The organism is Streptomyces capitiformicae, from assembly GCF_002214185.1.
GTDB classification, from domain to species: domain Bacteria; phylum Actinomycetota; class Actinomycetes; order Streptomycetales; family Streptomycetaceae; genus Streptomyces; species Streptomyces capitiformicae.
Genome location: NZ_CP022161.1, coordinates 9,701,367 through 9,720,240, shown reverse-complemented (window position 1 = coordinate 9,720,240; position 18,874 = coordinate 9,701,367). Strand labels below are relative to the sequence as shown.

Below are 18,874 nucleotides of genomic sequence, written 5' to 3'. Positions count from 1 at the left end.
TTCAGCCGCTAAACCAGCGTTGCGGCCGGGGTTGGATGTTCTGCCAGATGTGTTTGGGCTCCCGGTACTCGTCCAGGCCGGTCGGTCCCAGCTCCCGGCCCACACCGGAGTGCCCGAAGCCACCCCATTCCGCTTGCGGCACATAGGGGTGGTAGTCGTTGATCCACACCGTGCCGTGGCGCAGCCGCCGGGCGACCCGCTGGGCCTTGCCCGCGTCCTGCGTCCAGACGGCTCCGGCGAGTCCGTACTCGGTGTCGTTGGCGATGCGTACGGCGTCGTCCTCGTCGGTGAAGCGCTCCACGGTGAGCACGGGCCCGAAGGACTCCTCGTGCACCACGCGCATGTCCTGGCGGCACTCGTCGAGCACGGTCGGCGGGTAGTAGTGGCCGCATCCGAGCGCCGGGTCGTCGGGCCGTACGCCGCCGCATCGCAGTACGGCGCCCTCGGCGAGGCCCGCGGCGACATATGCCTCGACCTTGTCCAGGTGTTGTGCGGAGATCAGCGCCCCGGTCTCGGCCTCGGGGTCGAAGGGGCCACCGAGGCGGATCAGCCGAGCGCGGCGGACGACTTCGTCGACGAAGCGGTCGTGCAGCGAGTCCTCGACGATCAGGCGGGCGCCGGCCGAGCAGACCTGCCCGGAATGCAGGAAGACGGCCGTGAGGGCGAAGTCCACGGCCGTCTCGAAGTCGGCGTCCGCGAAGACGACGTTGGGGTTCTTGCCGCCGAGTTCCAGTGCCACCTTTTTCACGCTCGCCGCGGCGGTGGCCATGATCCGTCTGCCGGTCTCCAGCCCGCCGGTGAAGGAGACCATGTCGACGGCCGGGTCCTCGGAGAGCGGGGCGCCCACCTCGGGGCCTGCGCCCAGGACGAGGTTGGCGGCGCCGGCGGGGAGTCCGGCCTCCGCGAGTGCCCTCATCAGCAGGATCGAGGTGGAGGGGGTCAGTTCGCTGGGCTTGAGGACGATCGTGTTGCCCGCGAGAAGGGCGGGGGCGACCTTCCAACTGGCCTGGAGAAGCGGGTAGTTCCAGGGGGTGATCAGTCCGCACACGCCGATCGGCTCGTACACGACACGGCTGACGGCGTCGTCACGGCCGGTGTCGACCACGCGTCCGGCGTCGGTGCCCGCGATCCCGCCGTAGTAGCGGAAGCAGGAGACGACGTCGGCGATGTCGTACTCGCTCTCCACGAGCCGCTTGCCGGTGTCCAGCGATTCGGCGCGGGCGAACTCCTTGGCGTCGCGCTCGACGATGTCGGCGGTGCGCAGCAGCAGCGCGCCACGCTCCCGCTCGGGTGTGCGGGGCCAGGGGCCCTCGTCGAAGGCCCGTCGGGCCGCGGTGATCGCCGCCTCGGTGTCGGGGCGGGTCCCTTCCGACACGGTCGCCGTGAGGGTGCCGTCGGCGGGGCAGCGGATCTCCCGGCGGCCTCCGGCCACCGGTTCCCGCCATTCACCGGCCACATACAGGTCTGCCACGCGCCCAGCCCTTCAACCGAAATGCGTTGCGCATTGTGCATTCAATTGCTTGTGGTGGAACACCTTGGCGAATGGTCGGACCTGCGTCAAGAGGTTCACTGATGACGTTTTGGCAAGGTGACCCAGGGTCCTCGCCCGACGACGGCACCACGCCCTTCAACCGTCCAGCCGCTCCAGCAGAGCGCGTCGCCACTGTTCCGTCTCGGCGACCTGATTGAAAGTGAACAGGTGCAAACCAGCCACCCGGGCCGCGGGGGTGCCGAACGCGTCCGCACAGCGCGCGAGCAGCCGTTCGGGCGCGTAACCGCCGGGGGTCGCGAACCGCAGGAACCAGGACGGGTGCCGGGTCAGGAAACGCGTCGACTCCCCCACTCCGATCTTCGTCGCCATGGCCAGCAGCTTCGCCCGCTGCACGGGCCCGGCGACGCCCACATGCAGGGGGAGCTCGACCGCACGTCCGCGTATCCGGGCGACCCAGTCCGTCAGCGCCCTCCCGTCGAAGCACAGGTTGCTCACGATGTACGTCGCGTGCGCGCGCTTGTCCCACATCGACTGGATGGTGATGTCGTCATGGAGGAGGGGATGGCTCTCGGGGTAGCCGGTGATACCCACGCGGGCGAAGGGGCCGCCCAGTTCGCTCAGGGCGCGCAGCACGGGCAGTGCCCCGTCGTAGATCCCGGCGGGCGGATCGGCGTCACCCGCCGGGACGAACACGTCGTCGATGCCCGACTCGCCGAGCCGGGCCGCGACGTCCTTCAGGTGGGCGTCGTCCCGCAGCAGCCGCGCGGGCAGGTGCGGGACGACGCGGTAACCGTGTGCGGAGAGCCGGGTGGCCAGGTCGAGGGTGGGTTCCAGACCCTTGACCGGCGACGCCGTCACGGTGACGACGACGTCGCGCGGGACATGGGAGAGGACCTTGTCCTCGGTCGCCTTCGCCGGCAGCACCTCGTAGCGGACGTAGCCCAGCAACGCCCGGAGTCCTGCGTTCGCCAACGTCTATCCCGGCTGACTCTGGGCGTCGCGGTGGCGGTAGTACGCGGCCTTCGACGGCGGTAGCGGCTGATTGCCGAGGATCAGGTCGGCGGCCTTCTCGGCGATCATCATCACCGGCGCGTAGATGTTGCCGTTGGTGACGTACGGCATCACGGAGGCGTCGACGACGCGCAGGCCCTCCAGACCGTGGACCCGCATGCTCGTGGGGTCGACGACGGCCATCTCATCGGTGCCCATCTTGCAGGTGCAGGACGGATGCAGCGCGGTCTCGCCCTCCTTTGCGACCCAGGCGAGGATCTCCTCGTCCGACTCCACCTTCGGCCCGGGCGAAAGCTCCCCACCGTTGTAAGGCGCCAGCGCGGGCTGGTTCAGGAGCTTGCGGGCCACGCGGATCGCCTCGACCCATTCGCGGCGGTCCTGCTCGGTGGAGAGGTAGTTGAAGCGCAGCGCGGGGTGCTCGCGCGGGTCCTTGCTCCTGATCTTCACCGAGCCGATGGCGTCGGAGTACATGGGGCCCACGTGCACCTGGTAGCCATGGCCGCCGGAGGGTGAGGAGCCGTCGTAGCGGACCGCGACGGGCAGGAAGTGGAACATCAGGTTGGGGTAGTCCACGTCCTCGTTGCTGCGGGCGAAGCCGCCGGCCTCGAAGTGGTTGGTGGCCGCCGGCCCCTTGCGGAAGAGCCACTGCAGCCCGATGAAGGGGGCGCGCCACTTGGCCATGTACGGCTGCATGGAGACGGGCTGCTTGCAGGCGTACTGGACGTAGACCTCCAGGTGGTCCTGCATGTTCTCGCCGACACCCGGCAGATCGTGCACGACGTCGATGCCGAGGGCGCTCAACTCCTCGGCGTTGCCGACACCGGAGAGTTGCAGCAGCTGCGGGGAGTTGATCGCGCCGCCGCAGAGGATGACCTCCTTGGCGCGGACCTGCTGGAGCGCGCCTCGCCCACGCCGGAACTCGACTCCGACGGCCCGCTTGCCCTCGAAGAGGACGCGGGTGACGAGGGCGCGGGTCCTGACCGTGAGGTTCGGCCGTTTCATCACGGGTTTGAGGTACGCCTTCGAGGCCGACAGCCGGCGTCCGCGGTGGACATTGCGGTCGAACTTGGCGAAACCTTCCTGCCGATAGCCGTTGACATCGTCCGTCGGGGCGTACCCGGCCTCCTCGGTGGCCTTCTGGAAGGCGGTGAAGAGCGGATTGGTCGCGGGGCCGCGTTCGAGGACGAGGGGCCCGTCGTGGCCGCGGAACTCGTCGTCCGGGTCGGCGGCGAGGCAGTTCTCCATCCGCCGGAAGTAGGGCAGACAGTGCGCGTAGTCCCAGGTCTCCATGCCAGGGTCGGCGGCCCAGCGTTCGTAGTCCAGGGGGTTGCCGCGCTGGAAGATCATGCCGTTGATGCTGCTGGAGCCGCCCAGCACCTTGCCGCGCGCGTGATAGATACGCCGGCCGCCCATATGGGGTTCGGGCTCGGACTCGTACTTCCAGTCGTAGAAGCGGCTGCCGATCGGATAGGTCAGCGCCGCGGGCATGTGAATGAAGACGTCCCACGGATAGTCGGACCGGCCCGCCTCCAGCACCAGCACCCGGTTCGCCGGGTCAGCGGAGAGTCTGTTCGCAAGTGCACTGCCGGCGGATCCACCACCGACAATGACGAAGTCGTACTGCAGGGGAACCATGGTGCCTCGTCTCGCTCGCGCCATAGATACGCGAGGCATGCTAGTCCCGGTGTCGCTATATGCACCAGGTTGCGGGAGGCGCAACTTGTGAAGTCTTCACTACGCGCCTGTTACTTGCAGAAGTGTTGTTTACTACGGATATAGTTTCGCTGTGAGCAACCACAGCGAAGACACCGAAAACTCGAACGCCCCCACCGGGGGCGTGCAGTCGGTCGACCGCGCCATCAGCGTCCTGGAGATCCTGGCCCGACGCGGCGAGGCTGGCGTCAGCGAGGTGGCGGCCGAGATAGATGTGCACAAGTCCACCGCCTTCCGGCTGCTCGGCGCTCTGGAGGCACGCGGTCTGGTGGAGCAGGCGGGCGAGCGCGGCAAGTACCGTCTGGGCTTCGGCATCGTGCGCCTGGCCGGCGCGGTCACCGGCCGCATCGACATCACCCAGCAGAGCCGCCCGGTCTGTGAGGCGCTGGCCGAGGAGATCGGCGAGACCGTCAACATCGCTGTCCTGCAGGAGCATTACGCCGTCAACCTGTACCAGGTGCGCGGCCCGGGGGCCGTGACCGCGCAGAACTGGGTCGGCCAGCTGACCCCGCTGCACGCCACGTCCAGCGGGAAGGTCCTGCTGGCCCACCTCCGCACGCAGGAGCGAGCCGCGCTGCTGACCGCGAGCGGCCTGAAGAAGGTCACCCCGCACACCATCACCGCGAGGACGAAGCTCGAGAAGAACCTCGCCGAGGCCCGCGAGCGCGGCTACGCCTGGGCGCTGGAGGAGTTGGAGCTGGGCCTGCACGCCATGGCCGCCCCGATTCGCAACCGGGAGGGCGAGGTCGTGGCAGCGGTGAGCGCCTCCGGTCCGTCGTACCGGCTCACCGAGGAACGTCTGCACGAACTCGCCCCCGTACTGCTCAAGGGTGCGGAGGAGATCAGCCACCGCATGGGGTACCTGGGCTGAGCGGCCTGCGCTACTGGGCCTGTTGGGCGCCCAGGCGCTCGTTGACCCAGTCGTGGAACGCGCCGATGTGATGCTCGCTGGGCACCAGCACACCGCCCTTGGCGTACATCCGGGAGTACATTCCGGGCTGTGTGCGCTCGCAGGCGTCGAAGTCCTGCTGATTGACGCGGTGGAAGAGCTCCACGGACCGGCTGACGTCCTTGCCGCTCTCGACGACGTGCGGGAGATAGAGCCAGTCGCACTCGACGATCGTCCGGTCGACGGCCACCGGGTACATACGGTGGAAGATCACATGGTCGGGGACGAGGTTGATGAAGACCTGCGGCTTGACGGTGATCGCGTAGTAGCGACGGTCCTGGTCCTCGGCGACCCCGGGAATGCGGTCCAGGCCCTCGGAGCCGTCGACGGTGAAGCCCTGGACGTCCTCGCCGAACTCGGCGCCGTGGCCGACGTAGTACTGGGCGGCGTAACCGTCCGCGAACTCAGGGAGCACTTCGGTGAGTTCCGGGTGGATGGTGGCGCAGTGGTAGCACTCCATGAAGTTCTCGATGATGAGCTTCCAGTTCGCCTTGACGTCGTAGACGATCCGCTTGCCGACGGAGAGGTTGTCGATGTCGTAGCGGTCGATCGACTCGACGTCGCCGAGCCGGGCGACGACCTCGCCGATGACGTCCTCCTCGAACGGGGGCGGATTCTCGGCCAGGCAGACCCAGACATAGCCGAGCCACTCACGCACCGCCACACTCACCAGGCCATATTCGGTGCGGCCGACGTCGGGCATCTTGGTGAGGTTGGGCGCCGCGACGAGCTTGCCGTTCAGGTCATAGGTCCAGGCGTGGTACGGGCACTGGAAGGCCCTTTTGACCTCGCCGGTCTCCTCCGTGCAGAGCTTGGCTCCGCGATGCCGGCACACATTGAAGTACGCGCGGATCGAGTTGTCCCGCGCCCGGGTGACGAGGATGCTCTCGCGGCCCACGTCGACGGTACGGAAGGCGCCGGGCTTCGCCAGGTCGGACGACCGGGCGACGCAGAACCACATGGTCTCGAATATGCGCTCCTGCTCCTGGGCGAAAATCTCGGGATCCGTGTAGGAGGAGCCGGGGAGGGTGGCGATCAGGCTGTCCGGCAGGCCGGTCGAGGTCACAGGGCACTCCTCGGAGAACGTCGTGGATCGGTCATTCACGCGCCGGGAAGAGCGACTCCGGACGGCGTTGTGTCATGCGAAATGCTGCGCGTGATATGCAACCGCAGCATGAGATGCCTCGGGGGCGGTGTCAAGAAGTCACGAGGGCGAGCTGCTTGCGCCAGCGGGTGAACAGCCGCGGCTGGTTCATCCCGAGCACGGCGACCGGATGACCGGCACGCCGGTAGACGGCCAGGACGTTACGGTCGTCCGGGGTGCCTTCCTCGATGGTCAGGCTGTCGGCACCGGCCGCGTGACCGACGAACTGGATCTTCACGCCGTACTGGTCCGACCAGAAGTACGGCGGCCGGGGCACACCCGGCTCGGCCGCGCCCCCGGACAGCAGGGTCGCGACGGCGGCGTCGGGGCGCTCGCGTGCGCCGGTCCAGTGCTCGACGCGGCGATGGGTGGCCGCACGAGGGTCGTACCAGTTGGCGCAGTCGCCGACAGCGACCACGCCGGCCAGGCTGGTGCGGCCGTCCACACCGCACTTGACGCCGTTTTCGAGCGCGACTCCCGAGCCCTCCAGCCACTCGACGCACGGCCGTGCGCCGACTCCGACGACGACCGTGTCGGCGGGGACGGTACGGCCGTCCTCCAGCAGGACGGCATTCACCTGACGCTCGCCGCTCAGCCCCTTGACCCCCACGCCGCACAACAGACGTACGCCGTGGTCCGCGTGAAGAGCGGAGACAACACCGCCCATGGTCTCGCCGAGCGGTCCGGCGAGCGGCGTCGGGGCCGCCTCGATCACCGTCACATCGAGCCCGAGGGCGTACGCGGTGGAGGCGACCTCCGCACCCACGAACCCGCCGCCGATCACCACCAGCCGTCCGCCACGAGCCAGTTCGTCCCGCAGGGCGCGGGCGTCGTCCAGGGTGCGCAGGAGGTGCACCCCGGCCAACCCCTCGGAGCCGGGCAGAGTGCGCGCGGCGGCGCCGGTCGCGATGACGATGCCGTCCGCGCGCACCTCCCGGCCGTCGGCGAGCCGGACGGCGCGGTCCATACGGTCGAGTCCGGTGGCGCGGGTGCCGAGCAGCCACTCCGCCCCCAGGTCCTCGCCCTCCGACTCCAGCGCGAGGTCCGCCTCGCCGATGGTGCCGGCGAGGAACTCCTTGGACAGCGGGGGCCTGTCGTACGGGCGGTGGAGCTCGCCCCCGATGACGACGAGCCGCCCGTCGTAGCCCTGCTTCCGCAGCGAGCGGGCCGCCGACAGTCCGGCCAGCGAGGCCCCGACCACGGCGACCGTCCTCACGCGACTCCCCCGGCGAGCCGGGCCGAGATGCAAGGCGGCAGGTTGGGGGCGGCCGTGGACAGCCGGACGTGGATCATGCCGTCCTCGACGACGACCTCATGGGTCCGGACGGGGAGTTTGGCCGGCGGGGCGTCGCAGGCACCGGTCCTCAGGTCGAACTTCGAGGCATGCAGCGGGCATTCCACCTCGCAGCCCTCCAGCCAGCCGTCGGCGAGCGAGGCGTCCTGGTGGGTGCAGGTGTCGTCGATGGCGAAGAGTTCGCCGTCGTCGGTGTGGAACACCGAGACCGGCGGATCGATGTCGAGCCGGAAGGCCTCACCTCGCGGGAGATCCGCGAGACGGCACGCGGGAATCATCATGACACCTCGGTGCGTATAGCGAAACGGATTGCGGTAAGCGCAACATCAGTCTGAGGTCGCCCTGAACCCTTGTCAAGGCATCCATAGGCCACGAAAGCCGGACCGTGCGAGTTGCTCTTTACGCAACCTGCTGCGCGATAAACAACAATGGTGGGTCTCTCGGGGGGCACATACAGGCAGCCCGCCTCCTCGTCCCGAAAGGGCCGAGGAGGCGGGCGTGCGCGGTTCGACGGGCGGTGGGTCAGAAGCCGCGGTCGATCCACTCCTGCAAGTGCGGTGCCTCTGTGCCGATACTGGTCGTCTCCCCATGACCGGTGTGCACGACGGTGTCGCCCGGCAGCGTCAACAGCCGGTCCCGGATGGAGTCGACGATGGTCGGGAAGTCGCTGTACGACCTTCCCGTCGCCCCCGGTCCGCCCGCGAAGAGGGTGTCGCCGCTGAAGAGGGCCGTCAGGGCCGGCGCATACAGGCACACCGCGCCTGGGGCGTGACCCGGCGTGTGCAGCACGGTCAGCTCGACACCGGCCACCGTGAGCACCTGACCGTCGGCCAGGTCGCCGTCGGGCATCCGGTCCGGGTGAGTCTGCTTCCACAGCGGCAGGTCGTCGCCGTGGAGCAGGATCGGGGCGCCGGTGCGCGCCGCGAGTGCGGGCGCGGCGTCGATGTGGTCGTTGTGGGCGTGGGTGCACACGATGGCCCGCAGGGTGCGGTCGCCGAGGGCATCGGCGATCGCGGCGGCGTCGTGCGCGGCGTCGATGACGACCGCCTCGCTGTCGTCGCCGACGATCCACACGTTGTTGTCGACGTCCCAGGTACCGCCGTCCAGCGAGAACGTTCCTGACGTGACGAGGTGTTCGATACGAGCGCCGGCCGTCACAGGACCACCACCGAGCGCAGGACGTCACCGTGGTGCATCCGCTCGAAGGCCTTCTCCACCTCGTCCAGCGCGATGGTCTCGGTGACGAAGGCGTCCAGGTCCAGACGGCCCTGGAGATAGAGGTCGACGAGCATCGGGAAGTCCCGGCTCGGCAGGCAGTCGCCGTACCAGGACGACTTGAGCGCGCCGCCCCGGCCGAACACGTCCAGCAGCGGCAGTTCGAGCTTCATCTCCGGCGTGGGCACACCGACGAGGACGACCGTGCCCGCCAGGTCGCGCGCGTAGAAGGCCTGCTTGTACGTCTCCGGGCGGCCGACCGCCTCGATCACCACATCGGCACCGAAGCCGCCGGTCAGCTCGCGAATGGCTTCAACCGGATCGCTCTGCCGGGAGTTGACTGTGTGCGTCGCGCCGATCGCCATCGCGGTCTCGAGTTTGCGCTCGTCGATGTCGACAGCGATGATCTTCGCCGCCCCGGCGAGCCGGGATCCGGCGATCGCCGCGTCCCCCACCCCGCCGCAGCCGATGACCGCCACGCTGTCACCGCGCCCGACGTTGCCCGTGTTGATGGCCGCGCCGATGCCCGCCATGACGCCGCAGCCGAGCAGGCCGACGGCCACCGCCGAGGCCGCCGGGTCGACCTTGGTGCACTGCCCGGCCGCGACCAGCGTCTTCTCCGCGAACGCGCCGATGCCCAGCGCCGGCGACAACTCGGTGCCATCGGTCAAGGTCATCTTCTGTTTCGCGTTGTGGGTGGCGAAGCAGTACTGCGGTCGTCCGCGCCGACAGGCCCGGCACTGCCCACAGACGGCACGCCAGTTGAGGATGACGAAGTCACCGGGAGCGATGTCGGTGACACCGTCACCGACCGACTCCACGACACCCGCGGCCTCGTGCCCCAGCAGGAACGGGAAGTCGTCGTTGATACCGCCCTCGCGATAGTGCAGATCGGTGTGGCAGACCCCGCACGCCTCGATCCTCACCAGCGCCTCGCCCGGGCCCGGGTCCGGCACGATGATCGTCTCAAGGCTGACGGGTGCGCCCTTCGCTCGCGCGACGACCGCACGGACCTGATGAGTCATGGCTGCTCCTCGGCTAGTACAAGATCCAGTGGGATGTTTCTCATTACGGCACGCATCCCACCTGGCGCAACAAAGCATCGTGGACGGGACGAGCGGCGGTCAAGGATTCGTGCACGCGGCGGCTCAGGCCACGGTCTCCTTATCGGCCAGGAACTCGGGCGTCTTCGCGCCGCCGTCGTCCCGCACCGCGGGCTGTTTCACGCGGGGCTCGGCGCTCAGCGCCTTCACCAGGGACACGCACATCCCGATCATCACGAAGAGGAACGGGAAGGCGGCGATGATGGCCACTTGCTTGACCGCCTCCAGGCCACCGGCGAGCAGCAGCACGGCCGCGACCAGACCGGTCAGCACACCCCACAGAATCACGACGGGGCGGCTGGGGCTCATACTGCCCCGGCTGGAGAGCATGCCCAGCACCACGGAGGCCGCGTCGGCACCGCTGACGAAGAACAGGCCGACCAGAACGATCACCACCACCGAGGTGATGGGGAACCAGGGCAGGTTCTCCAGGGTGGCGAAGAGGCCGGCTTCCTCGCCCTTGGCGACCGCCTCGGACAGCTTGCCGCCGTGGAGTTCCTGGTTCAGGGCGGTACCGCCGAGGATCGCGAACCACACGACGCTCACCACGCTCGGCGCGATGATCACGCCGACGATGAACTCCCGGATCGTACGACCGCGAGAGATCCGCGCGATGAACGTGCCCACGAACGGCGTCCAGGAGATCCACCATGCCCAGTAGAAGATCGTCCAGCCGGAGAGCCATTCACCGCCGCCGAAGGCTCCGGTCATGAAGCTCATCTTCGGGAGCGAGGCCAGGTAGCCGCCCATCGCCTCCGTCTGGCTGTTCAGGATGAACACCGTGGGGCCGACGACGAAGACGAACAGCAGCAGGAGGGCGGCCAGGATCATGTTGCCGTTGCTCAGCCACTGGATGCCGCGATGCACCCCGGAGAGGGCGGAGAGCACGAACATGAGGGTGAGGACCGCGATGATCGAGACCGCGAGGGCGGTGGAGTCGTCGATCCCCCAGAGCGAGTTCAGACCGCTGTTGATCTGCAACGCGCCGAGACCGAGGGACACGGCGGAGCCGAAGAGGGTGGCGAAGATCGCCAGAATGTCGATGGACTTGCCCAGTGGTCCGTCCACCCGGTCGCCGATCAGCGGCCGGAACGCGGAGCTGATCAGGCTGTTGCCGCTCTTGCGGAATCCGAAGTAGGCGAGCGCGAGACCCGCGACGGCATACATCGCCCAGGGATGGATCGCCCAGTGGAAATACGAGTACTCCAATGCCACCCGGGCCGCGTCGTCCGTTCCCGCCTCGGCGGTTCCCGGCGGCGGGCTGGACATGCGCATGAGGGGCTCACTGGCCCCGTAGAACATCAGACCGATGCCCATGCCGGCGCTGAACATCATCGCCACCCAGGAGACGGTGCTGAACTCCGGTCGGTCACCGTCCTTGCCGAGCCGGATGGAACCGAACCGGCTGAACGCCAGCACGGCCGCCAGCAGCACGAAGCCGGCGCTGGCCAGTACGAAGAGCCAGCCGAAGTTCTCGATGACACGGGCGAGCGTCGCCTCGGCCACCGAGCCGAGGTTGTCGGTGAAGAAGACCCCCCACGCCACAAAGAGGGCGGAGACCGTCACTGATATGTAGAGAACAGCGGGATCCACCCGTTTCGGAGCCGATCCCTTTTCCGTCGTCGCGGTACTCATGCGAAGCCTTCCGAAGAGGGTGAGGAGTTACGTCCCTATCCCGCAGGACCACCACACTGTGATGCACAACACGCAACCATGCGCTCGATGTGCAACACAGTCCCTGCAGGGCCCTCCTACGTCAACCCCTGTACACTCCTCGTTCTCGCGCGGGCTCAGACCATCGGGTCGAACCACGTGGGCGCGTCGGACAGCGACTGCTTGATACGGAAAAGTCCGAACTCGTTCAGGTCCGGCAGGGCATCCAGCGAGAACCAGCCGACGTCCAGCGACTCGTCGTCGTTGACACGTGCCTCGCCGCCGACCGCCCGGCAGCGGAAGGTCGTGTCCATGTACTGGCAGACATCGCCGTTGTCGTAGCGCACCTGGTCCAACGCCTGTACGAGGACGATGCGTTCGGCAACGCAGTGGACCGCCGTCTCCTCGAAGACCTCCCGCACGGCACAGGCCGCGGGCTGCTCCCCCGGCTCCGGGATGCCGCCGATCAGCGACCACTTGCCGGTGTCCGAGCGGCGGTTGAGAAGCACCCTGCCCTCGTCGTCGAAGACGAGGGCGGTGACTCCCGGGAGCCAGAGAAGTTGATGGCCGGCGGAGGCGCGGAGCGTGCGGATGAAATCAGGGGTAGGCATGGGACCGACCCTAGCGGGCCGGTTCCCTCACCCCCGCTCTTCCGGAGCGCGCACGCAAGGCGTACCGCTACACGCCACCGGCGCGCCGCCCGCGCACACCGGCCCCGATCGCCCAGCCGAGCCCACCCGCCGCGACCAACAGCAGAAGCGTCTCGGGCAGCACGCCGAACTTGGTGGCAGGCGTCTGCGAGGAGCGCAGCGGCACCTCCTGGACCAGGGAGTCCGGGACGAACATCCCGGTCTTCTGGGTGATCTTCCCGTCCGGCATGATGATCGCGCTGACGCCGCTGGTCACCGGGACGGTGACGGTGCGGCTGTGCTCGACCGCGCGGACGCGGGACATGGCGAGCTGCTGGTAGGTCATCTCGCTGCGGTCGAAGGTCGCGTTGTTACTCGGGACCGAGATCAACTGCGCGCCGTCGCTGACCTCGGAACGCACCGCCCAGTCGAAGGCCGCCTCATAACAGGTGACGAGCCCCACCTTGGCACCGTCCATGGTGAACACACCGGGGTCGGTGCCCCGGCTGAAGTCCTTGCGGACCATCGACGTCCACTCGCTGTTGATGGCTCCGATGACCGACCGCAGTGGAAGGTACTCGCCGAACGGCTGGATCTGCCGCTTGTCGTACGTGTCCGTCGGGCCCTTCTCCGGGTCCCAGAGGATCTGCTGGTTGTAGAGCTTGCCGTCCCGCTCGACCACACCGCCGACGGAGATGGGGGCGCCGATGGCGGTGGCCGCCTGCTCGATGACCGCGCGTGCGTCGTCGTTGGCGAAGGGGTCGATGTCGGAGGAGTTCTCCGGCCACAGCACGAAGTCGGGCTGCTCGACCTTGCCTGCCTTGACCTCGGCGGCCAGGCGCTCGGTCTCCTTGGCGTGGTAGTCGAGCACGGCCCGCCGCTGCGAGTTGAAGTCGAGGCCCAGGCGCGGGACGTTGCCCTGGATGACGGCGACGGTCGCGGTGCCGACCTCGGCCTTGTCGCTCACCAGGCCGCGCGACGCGAAGGCGCTGAGCACGGGCACGACCACGCTCAACGCCGCCACGGCCGCGGTGGCCCTGTGCAGGGCGGCACCGGAACGGCGCCCCTCGACGACCAGGCGTACGACCTCGTACAGCCCGAAGCCGCACAGCACGACCGCGAAGCCGAGCACCGGGGTGCCGCCCAGTGCCGCCAGCGGCAGGAAGACGCCGTCCGCCTGGCCGAAGGCGATCTTGCCCCACGGGAAGCCCTCGAAGGGGGCACGCGCGCGTGCGGCCTCACCGGCGATCCACAGCGCGGCGGCCCAGACCGGCCAGCCGGGCAGTCTCGACACGGTGGCGACGCCCGCGCCGACGAGCGCCACGAACACCGCCTCGATGGCGGCGAGCGCGATCCACGGCACGGGGCCGACCTCGACGCCGGTCCACACGAGCAGCGGCAGCAGGAAACCGAGACCGAAGAGATAGCCGAGGCCGAGCCCCGCCTTCCAGCCGCGTCCACGCAGCACCCATCCGAAGACCGCGAAGGCCGGCAGGGCCAGCCACCACAGGGTCCTCGGCGGGAAGCTGATGTAGAGCAGCACCCCGGAGAGCGCCGCGGCGGCGGCCGGAAGGAGCCGGCCCGCCCATCTGGACGCGCGGGACACGGGCGCGGCCTGGGGTTCGAGCTGCTCCGGCTCGTCTACGGGAGTCGCGGTGACGGTCACTCGGGGAGTGTACGGCGCCTTCCCCCGGCCCCGACAGCGCGGTCCGCGCGGCCCCGGTGAGGTCGTCAGCGCGCGGCGCCGGACGCCCTCGGGCTGAGCCGGGCGCGGATGACGCGTACGGCGGTCTCCGCGTTGTCCACGGTGATCGTGAACGTGTGGCCGTCCCAGAAGCTCAGCACCACGCCCTCACCACGGCGTACGACGACGGCGGTGCCCTTCTTGGGCCGCCAGCGGTAGCCCCAGCCGCCCCACTGGTGGGGCGTGATCATCGGTGCGAAGGCCGCGTCGGCGACCTGTGAGAGGGGGATGCGGCGGCGCGGCACGCCCATGTGGCCGCAGCGCACCTCCAGGCAGTCCTTGTCGACCGTCACGGAGACGTGCACGAACGCGAGCGTGCCGAAGAGGACGAGCAGTCCGGCCGCGATGCAGCCGATGACCGACATGAGGAGCGGGGCGATGCCGGACGTCCATGCGGAGTCGACCGCGAGTTCGATACCCAGTGCCATGCAGGCGCCACCGCCGAGTGCCAGGAGCCACTGGCCGCGGTTGGTCGCGCGGCCGGTCCAGACCTCGGGGTGGGGGGCATCGGGGGTGCCCGTCTCGCCGTGGGGGTGGTCCCTCATGGCTATGAGCCTACTCAGGTTCCGCAGCGCGGGCACCTGGTTGCGGAACGTCACTGCTCCCGGTGTACGGCCAGTGCCGGACTGACCGTCTGGAGCAGCCTGCCCTCCTCGTAGGCCAGTGCCGGGGCGGGCAGCGAACCCTCGCGTCCGCTGAGGAGCACCGTCAGGGTCGCGTCGGTCCAGTCGGCATCGGGAGCGGGGAGCTCGCCGATCCGGCGGAACGCCTGGGCAGCCACGGCGCCCGCGGAACCGTGCAGGACGAGGGGCGGCGGGCCCGGCTTCTGAACGGCCGCGCGGATGCGCTCGGCGACGAGTTCGTAATGGGTGCAGCCCAGGACGACGGTCGTTACATCGTCGGGGGTCAGCGCGGCGGCCGCGGCGATCGCGGTGTCGATGGCCGCCTCGTCGGCGTGCTCCACCGCCTCGGCGAGCCCCCAGCAGGGGACCTCGGTGACGGCCACGCCGTCGGCGAACTCCGCGATGAGGCCGCGCTGGTAGGGGCTGCCCGTGGTGGCGGGCGTCGCCCAGATGGCGACGTGCCCGCCGCCGGCCGCGGCCGGTTTGATCGCCGGGACGGTGCCGATCACCGGCAGACCGGGTTCGAGGAGGGCGCGCAGGGCGGGCAGCGCGTGGACGGAGGCGGTGTTGCAGCCGACGATCAGGGCGTCGGGCCGGTGCGCGGCCGCCGCCTCGGCGACGGCGAGGGCGCGCTCCGTGAGGTCCTGCGGGGTGCGCGGGCCCCAGGGCATGCCGTCGGGGTCAGAAGAGATCACGAGGTGCGCGTCGGGTCGCAGCCGCCGTACCGCGGCGGCGGCGGGGAGCAGACCGATACCGGAGTCCATGAGCGCGATCTTCACCCGGCCACGATAGACGATCGCCTCGGTCGGGCCACCGCCGTGGGGCAGACTGCCCATGTGAGCGTCATCGCGTGGACCGCCGCCGGATCACTCGCCGCCTGGCTGTGGCTGCTGCTCGGACAGGGCTTCTTCTGGCGCACGGATGTGCGCCTGCCGCCCCGCCGGGATCCCGACGACTGGCCGTACGTCTGTGTCGTCGTCCCCGCGCGCGACGAGGCCGCCGTACTGCCCGAGAGCCTGCCGTCGCTGCTGGCCCAGGACTACCCCGGCCGGGCGGAGGTCTTCCTGATCGACGACGGCAGTGCGGACGGGACGGGCGAGCTGGCCCGTGAACTGGCCCGACGGCACGGCGGGCTGCCCCTCACCGTCTCCTCACCCGGGGAGCCCCCTTCCGGCTGGACCGGCAAACTCTGGGCCGTACGCCACGGAATCGGGCTCGCACGCGCGCGTGCACCCGAGTTCCTGCTCCTGACGGATGCGGACATCGCCCACCGCCCGGACAGCCTGCGCGCGTTGGTGGCGGCCGCACGTACCGGCGGCTTCGACCTCGTGTCGCAGATGGCGCGGCTGCGTGCCGAGAGCCTGTGGGAACGGCTGGTCGTGCCGGCCTTCGTCTATTTCTTCGCCCAGCTGTACCCGTTCCGCCGGATCGGCGTACGGGGCTCGCGCACGGCGGCCGCGGCGGGCGGCTGCGTGCTCCTGCGCACGGAGGCGGCCGAGCGGGCCCGGATCCCGGACGCGATCCGGCAGTCCGTCATCGACGACGTGGCGCTCGCCAGGGCGGTCAAGGCCGGCGGCGGCCATATCTGGCTGGGGCTCGCGGAACGGGTGGACAGCGTGCGGCCCTACCCCCGGCTGCACGATCTGTGGCGCATGGTCGCGCGCAGCGCCTACGCGCAGCTGCGGCACAACCCGCCGCTGCTCGCGGGCACCGTTCTCGGTCTGGCGCTGGTGTATCTGGTACCGCCCGCCGGGCTCCTCGTGGGCCTCGCCACGGCAGACTCGCCCGCCGCGCTCGTCGGCGGGCTCGCATGGCTGCTGATGACAGCGACGTACGTCCCGATGCTGCGCCACTACACCCAGCCGCTGTGGCTCGCTCCTCTGCTGCCCTTCACCGCGTTCCTGTACCTCCTGATGACGGTCGATTCCGCGGTGCAGCACTACAGGGGACGTGGTGCGGCCTGGAAGGGCCGCACCTACGCCCGCCCGGACACCGTCCCGGACGAGAGCTGAGCGCTCCGCTGGAAGTACCGAGACAGGCCGTCGATCGTCTGCGGCACCGTCGTGGCTGGTCGCTCCCCCACGCTCGGCTGCGCTCGCGCGGGGGGGGGACCCCCATCGCGGCGGAGCCGCAGAATGTTCCGCCCCGCGCCCCTTCAGGGCGCGGCCGAACCGCAGCGGACTTCGCCCGATCTGCTTGGAGCCGCTCCCCCTATACGGCGCTACTTCCTGCCCGGCGTCCAGTTCATCCCCCACCCATAGGCGTAGTCGACCGTGCGCTGGGGACTCACGCCGCGTTCGGGAACCAGGTAGCGGGCCTCGCGCTGGACTATGAGGTCGCCGCCCTGGTTGGTGAGGAGGGCGAGGGCGCAGACGGTGGACGGGACGGTGCACTCGTCGAGGGAGAAGTCGACGGGCGCGCCGTGCTGGGGCTGGAGGGTGACCGTCGCGTGCAGGTCGGCGAAGGAGCGGGCGCCTTCGTAGATGGTCACGAAGATGAGGATGCGCCGGAACGCCTCCTTGTGGTCCAGGTTGATGGTCAGGTTCTCGCCGCTCGCGAGGGCACCGGTGCGGTCGTCGCCGTCGAGATGGATGAACGGCGGCCGGTGCAGGGCTCCGAAGGCGTTGCCGAGCGCCTGGACGACGCCCTTGCTGCCGTCGGACAGCTCGAACAGGGCGCACAGGTCGAGGTCGAGGTCGGAGTGCATGGCGACGGCCCGGCCCAGCTTGGCGCCCCACCCCTTGAACTGCTTGCGCACCTCCCAGTTGAGGTTGACGCGCATGGCGCCGGATGTGCCGCCCTGTTTGGTCAGGGAGACCGCCGGGGCGTCCTTCGTGAGGGTGACTTTGGTGAGGCGGACGGGGGTCGGCGGCATGGGCGGGGCGGGGTGCGCGGGCGGTGCGGCCGTCACCGGCGGCGGGGCGGTGACGGGTGGGGCCACGGGCGCGGGCGGTGCCGCTTGCTGGGGTTCGTCCACGGTGATGCCGAAGTCGGTGGCCAGGCCCTCGAGTCCGCTGCTGTAGCCCTGTCCGACGGCGCGGAACTTCCAGGCGCCCTGACGGCGGTAGAACTCCCCGAGCACGAAGGCGGTCTCGACACTGGCGTCCGCGCTGTCGTAACGGGCGATCTCGGTGCCCGCCCGGTCGTCGAGCACCCGGATGTACAGCCCGGGTACCTGCCCGAAGGTGCCGCCGTCGGCGGAGGCGGCGAGCACCACGGTCTCGATGGCGGGCTCCACGCGCGCGAGGTCCACGAGCACCGAGTCGGTGACCTGGCCGCCGGCGTCCCGCTTGCCCTCGTGCCGGACCGCGCCCGAGGAGTGCGCGGGCTGGTTGTAGAAGACGAAGTCCGCGTCGGAGCGCACTTTTCCGCCCACCAGCAGCAGCGCCGACGCGTCCGTGTCGGGCACGCCCGGTCCGGAACGCCAGCCCAATTCCACGCGAAGCGCGGTGGTCGGCACCGCGACGTTCGATCCTTTCGGCATTGACATGTCCGCCCCCATCAGAAGGTCACCAAGAAGGTCGTCGCCGGGCCGGCCGCACGCAGTCCGCCGGATCCGATCGGCTCCGTTGTCGGCGCCAAACCTATTCCCCCGGGCGCCCGAACCCCCAGATGCCGTACCGAAAGACGAGTGGCCAACTGCAGGTAACCCCCGCGGAACTCGCCCTTTACACGATCAGAACGCTCTTTGCTGCCCTTTTTCGCCGAGTTCGCTCGCATTAGGGATCCAGCGTCACTGCCGACACGGAAAACAACCCTCTTATCGGTCTCCCCAACCAGCACATCGTGGGCTTAACTTATGTGCCATGACCTCCCCCCGCTCCACCTACGGCGGCGGTTACTACTCCGCCTCGTCCTTCGCGGACACCCCGATCTACGACTCCCTCGTCGCCGAGCGGGGAACCCCTCAGATCGCCCCGATCCGAGTCCCCGCCCAGTACGACATCCCGGGCAGCAATCTGCCCGCGCTCCCGTCGGCGCTTCCCGCACTGCCGGCGGGCCCCTCCCAGCCCTCCCCCGCCTACGGCTATCCGCAGCAGCAGCCCTCGCCGCTGCAGCAGGCACCGGCCGCGTACATCCCGCAGCAGGCCGCGACTCCGCGTGGTTACCCCGGCGCCCAGCCTCAGCAGCAGCGCCCCATGGCCGGCACGGGTTACGAGGCGATGCGCCCCGCGGCTCCGCGCCCGGCCGCCCCGGCCGCCGCCCCCTACCAGCAGGATCCGTACAACGGTCAGCAGTACCGCGGGTACTGAGGGCTTCTGGAATATTCCGCGTGGGGTTGTCACCGCCTGCTGGCAGGATGA

General features: G+C 69.6%; 17 protein-coding genes. 3 read left to right on the top strand and 14 right to left on the bottom strand.

The window, feature by feature from the left end:
- Position 1: 1 nt before the first annotated feature.
- The 3 genes from CES90_RS43690 to betA form a co-directional block, all read right to left on the bottom strand.
- Positions 2-1,471: an aldehyde dehydrogenase family protein gene (locus tag CES90_RS43690; protein WP_189788559.1), complete on the bottom strand. Its 1,470-nt coding sequence runs from the start codon at positions 1,469-1,471 to the stop codon at positions 2-4.
- 156 nt (positions 1,472-1,627) lie between these two features.
- Positions 1,628-2,464 carry a methylenetetrahydrofolate reductase gene (locus CES90_RS43685; RefSeq protein ID WP_189788560.1) on the bottom strand — a complete coding sequence of 279 codons (837 nt, stop codon included), beginning with the start codon at positions 2,462-2,464 and terminating at the stop codon, positions 1,628-1,630.
- Positions 2,465-2,467: 3 nt separating this feature from the next.
- A complete protein-coding gene (gene betA / locus CES90_RS43680; protein ID WP_189788561.1) occupies positions 2,468-4,138 on the bottom strand; it encodes a choline dehydrogenase in 1,671 nt (556 codons plus the stop codon).
- Positions 4,139-4,340: 202 nt separating this feature from the next.
- Between betA and CES90_RS43675 the strand changes: the two genes are divergently transcribed.
- A complete protein-coding gene (locus CES90_RS43675) occupies positions 4,341-5,087 on the top strand; it encodes an IclR family transcriptional regulator (protein ID WP_189788575.1) in 747 nt (248 codons plus the stop codon).
- 10 nt (positions 5,088-5,097) lie between these two features.
- Here CES90_RS43675 and CES90_RS43670 read toward each other — a convergent pair whose 3' ends face one another.
- From CES90_RS43670 to CES90_RS43625, 10 genes are all read right to left on the bottom strand, one after another.
- Entirely contained in the window at positions 5,098-6,231 is a 1,134-nt protein-coding gene (locus CES90_RS43670; RefSeq protein WP_189788562.1) for an aromatic ring-hydroxylating oxygenase subunit alpha, read from the bottom strand.
- Positions 6,232-6,361: 130 nt separating this feature from the next.
- Positions 6,362-7,525: an NAD(P)/FAD-dependent oxidoreductase gene (locus tag CES90_RS43665; RefSeq protein WP_189788563.1), complete on the bottom strand. Its 1,164-nt coding sequence runs from the start codon at positions 7,523-7,525 to the stop codon at positions 6,362-6,364.
- Positions 7,522-7,884, bottom strand: a complete 363-nt coding sequence (locus CES90_RS43660; protein ID WP_189788564.1) for a bifunctional 3-phenylpropionate/cinnamic acid dioxygenase ferredoxin subunit — start codon at positions 7,882-7,884, stop codon at positions 7,522-7,524. The genes CES90_RS43665 and CES90_RS43660 overlap by 4 nt, the downstream gene beginning before the upstream one ends.
- A gap of 241 nt (positions 7,885-8,125) precedes the next feature.
- The gene (locus CES90_RS43655; protein WP_189788565.1) at positions 8,126-8,761 is read right to left on the bottom strand and encodes an MBL fold metallo-hydrolase; all 636 of its coding nucleotides are present in this window, start codon (positions 8,759-8,761) and stop codon (positions 8,126-8,128) included.
- Entirely contained in the window at positions 8,758-9,843 is a 1,086-nt protein-coding gene (locus tag CES90_RS43650; protein WP_189788566.1) for an S-(hydroxymethyl)mycothiol dehydrogenase, read from the bottom strand. The genes CES90_RS43655 and CES90_RS43650 overlap by 4 nt, the downstream gene beginning before the upstream one ends.
- A gap of 123 nt (positions 9,844-9,966) precedes the next feature.
- Positions 9,967-11,556 (bottom strand): BCCT family transporter, encoded by a 1,590-nt coding sequence (locus CES90_RS43645; protein WP_189788567.1) that lies wholly within the window; start codon positions 11,554-11,556, stop codon positions 9,967-9,969.
- A gap of 155 nt (positions 11,557-11,711) precedes the next feature.
- Positions 11,712-12,185 carry an NUDIX hydrolase gene (locus tag CES90_RS43640; RefSeq protein WP_189788568.1) on the bottom strand — a complete coding sequence of 158 codons (474 nt, stop codon included), beginning with the start codon at positions 12,183-12,185 and terminating at the stop codon, positions 11,712-11,714.
- A 67-nt stretch (positions 12,186-12,252) separates the two neighbouring features.
- On the bottom strand, positions 12,253-13,869 hold the full coding sequence (gene lnt / locus CES90_RS43635) for an apolipoprotein N-acyltransferase (RefSeq protein ID WP_189788569.1): 1,617 nt from the start codon (positions 13,867-13,869) through the stop codon (positions 12,253-12,255).
- Positions 13,870-13,934: 65 nt separating this feature from the next.
- Complete coding sequence (locus tag CES90_RS43630; RefSeq protein ID WP_189788570.1) at positions 13,935-14,492, bottom strand: hypothetical protein; 558 nt, start codon at positions 14,490-14,492, stop codon at positions 13,935-13,937.
- A gap of 50 nt (positions 14,493-14,542) precedes the next feature.
- Positions 14,543-15,349, bottom strand: coding sequence for a glutamate racemase (locus tag CES90_RS43625; RefSeq protein WP_189788576.1), 807 nt, complete (start codon positions 15,347-15,349; stop codon positions 14,543-14,545).
- Between the two features lie 57 nt (positions 15,350-15,406).
- Between CES90_RS43625 and CES90_RS43620 the strand changes: the two genes are divergently transcribed.
- Positions 15,407-16,582: a glycosyltransferase gene (locus tag CES90_RS43620; RefSeq protein WP_189788571.1), complete on the top strand. Its 1,176-nt coding sequence runs from the start codon at positions 15,407-15,409 to the stop codon at positions 16,580-16,582.
- Between the two features lie 209 nt (positions 16,583-16,791).
- Here CES90_RS43620 and CES90_RS43615 read toward each other — a convergent pair whose 3' ends face one another.
- On the bottom strand, positions 16,792-18,060 hold the full coding sequence (locus CES90_RS43615; protein WP_229914534.1) for a TerD family protein: 1,269 nt from the start codon (positions 18,058-18,060) through the stop codon (positions 16,792-16,794).
- 316 nt (positions 18,061-18,376) lie between these two features.
- Here CES90_RS43615 and CES90_RS43610 point away from each other — a divergent pair, with 316 nt between their 5' ends.
- Positions 18,377-18,823 (top strand): DUF6643 family protein, encoded by a 447-nt coding sequence (locus CES90_RS43610; RefSeq protein WP_189788573.1) that lies wholly within the window; start codon positions 18,377-18,379, stop codon positions 18,821-18,823.
- The last annotated feature ends 51 nt before the right edge of the window (positions 18,824-18,874 follow it).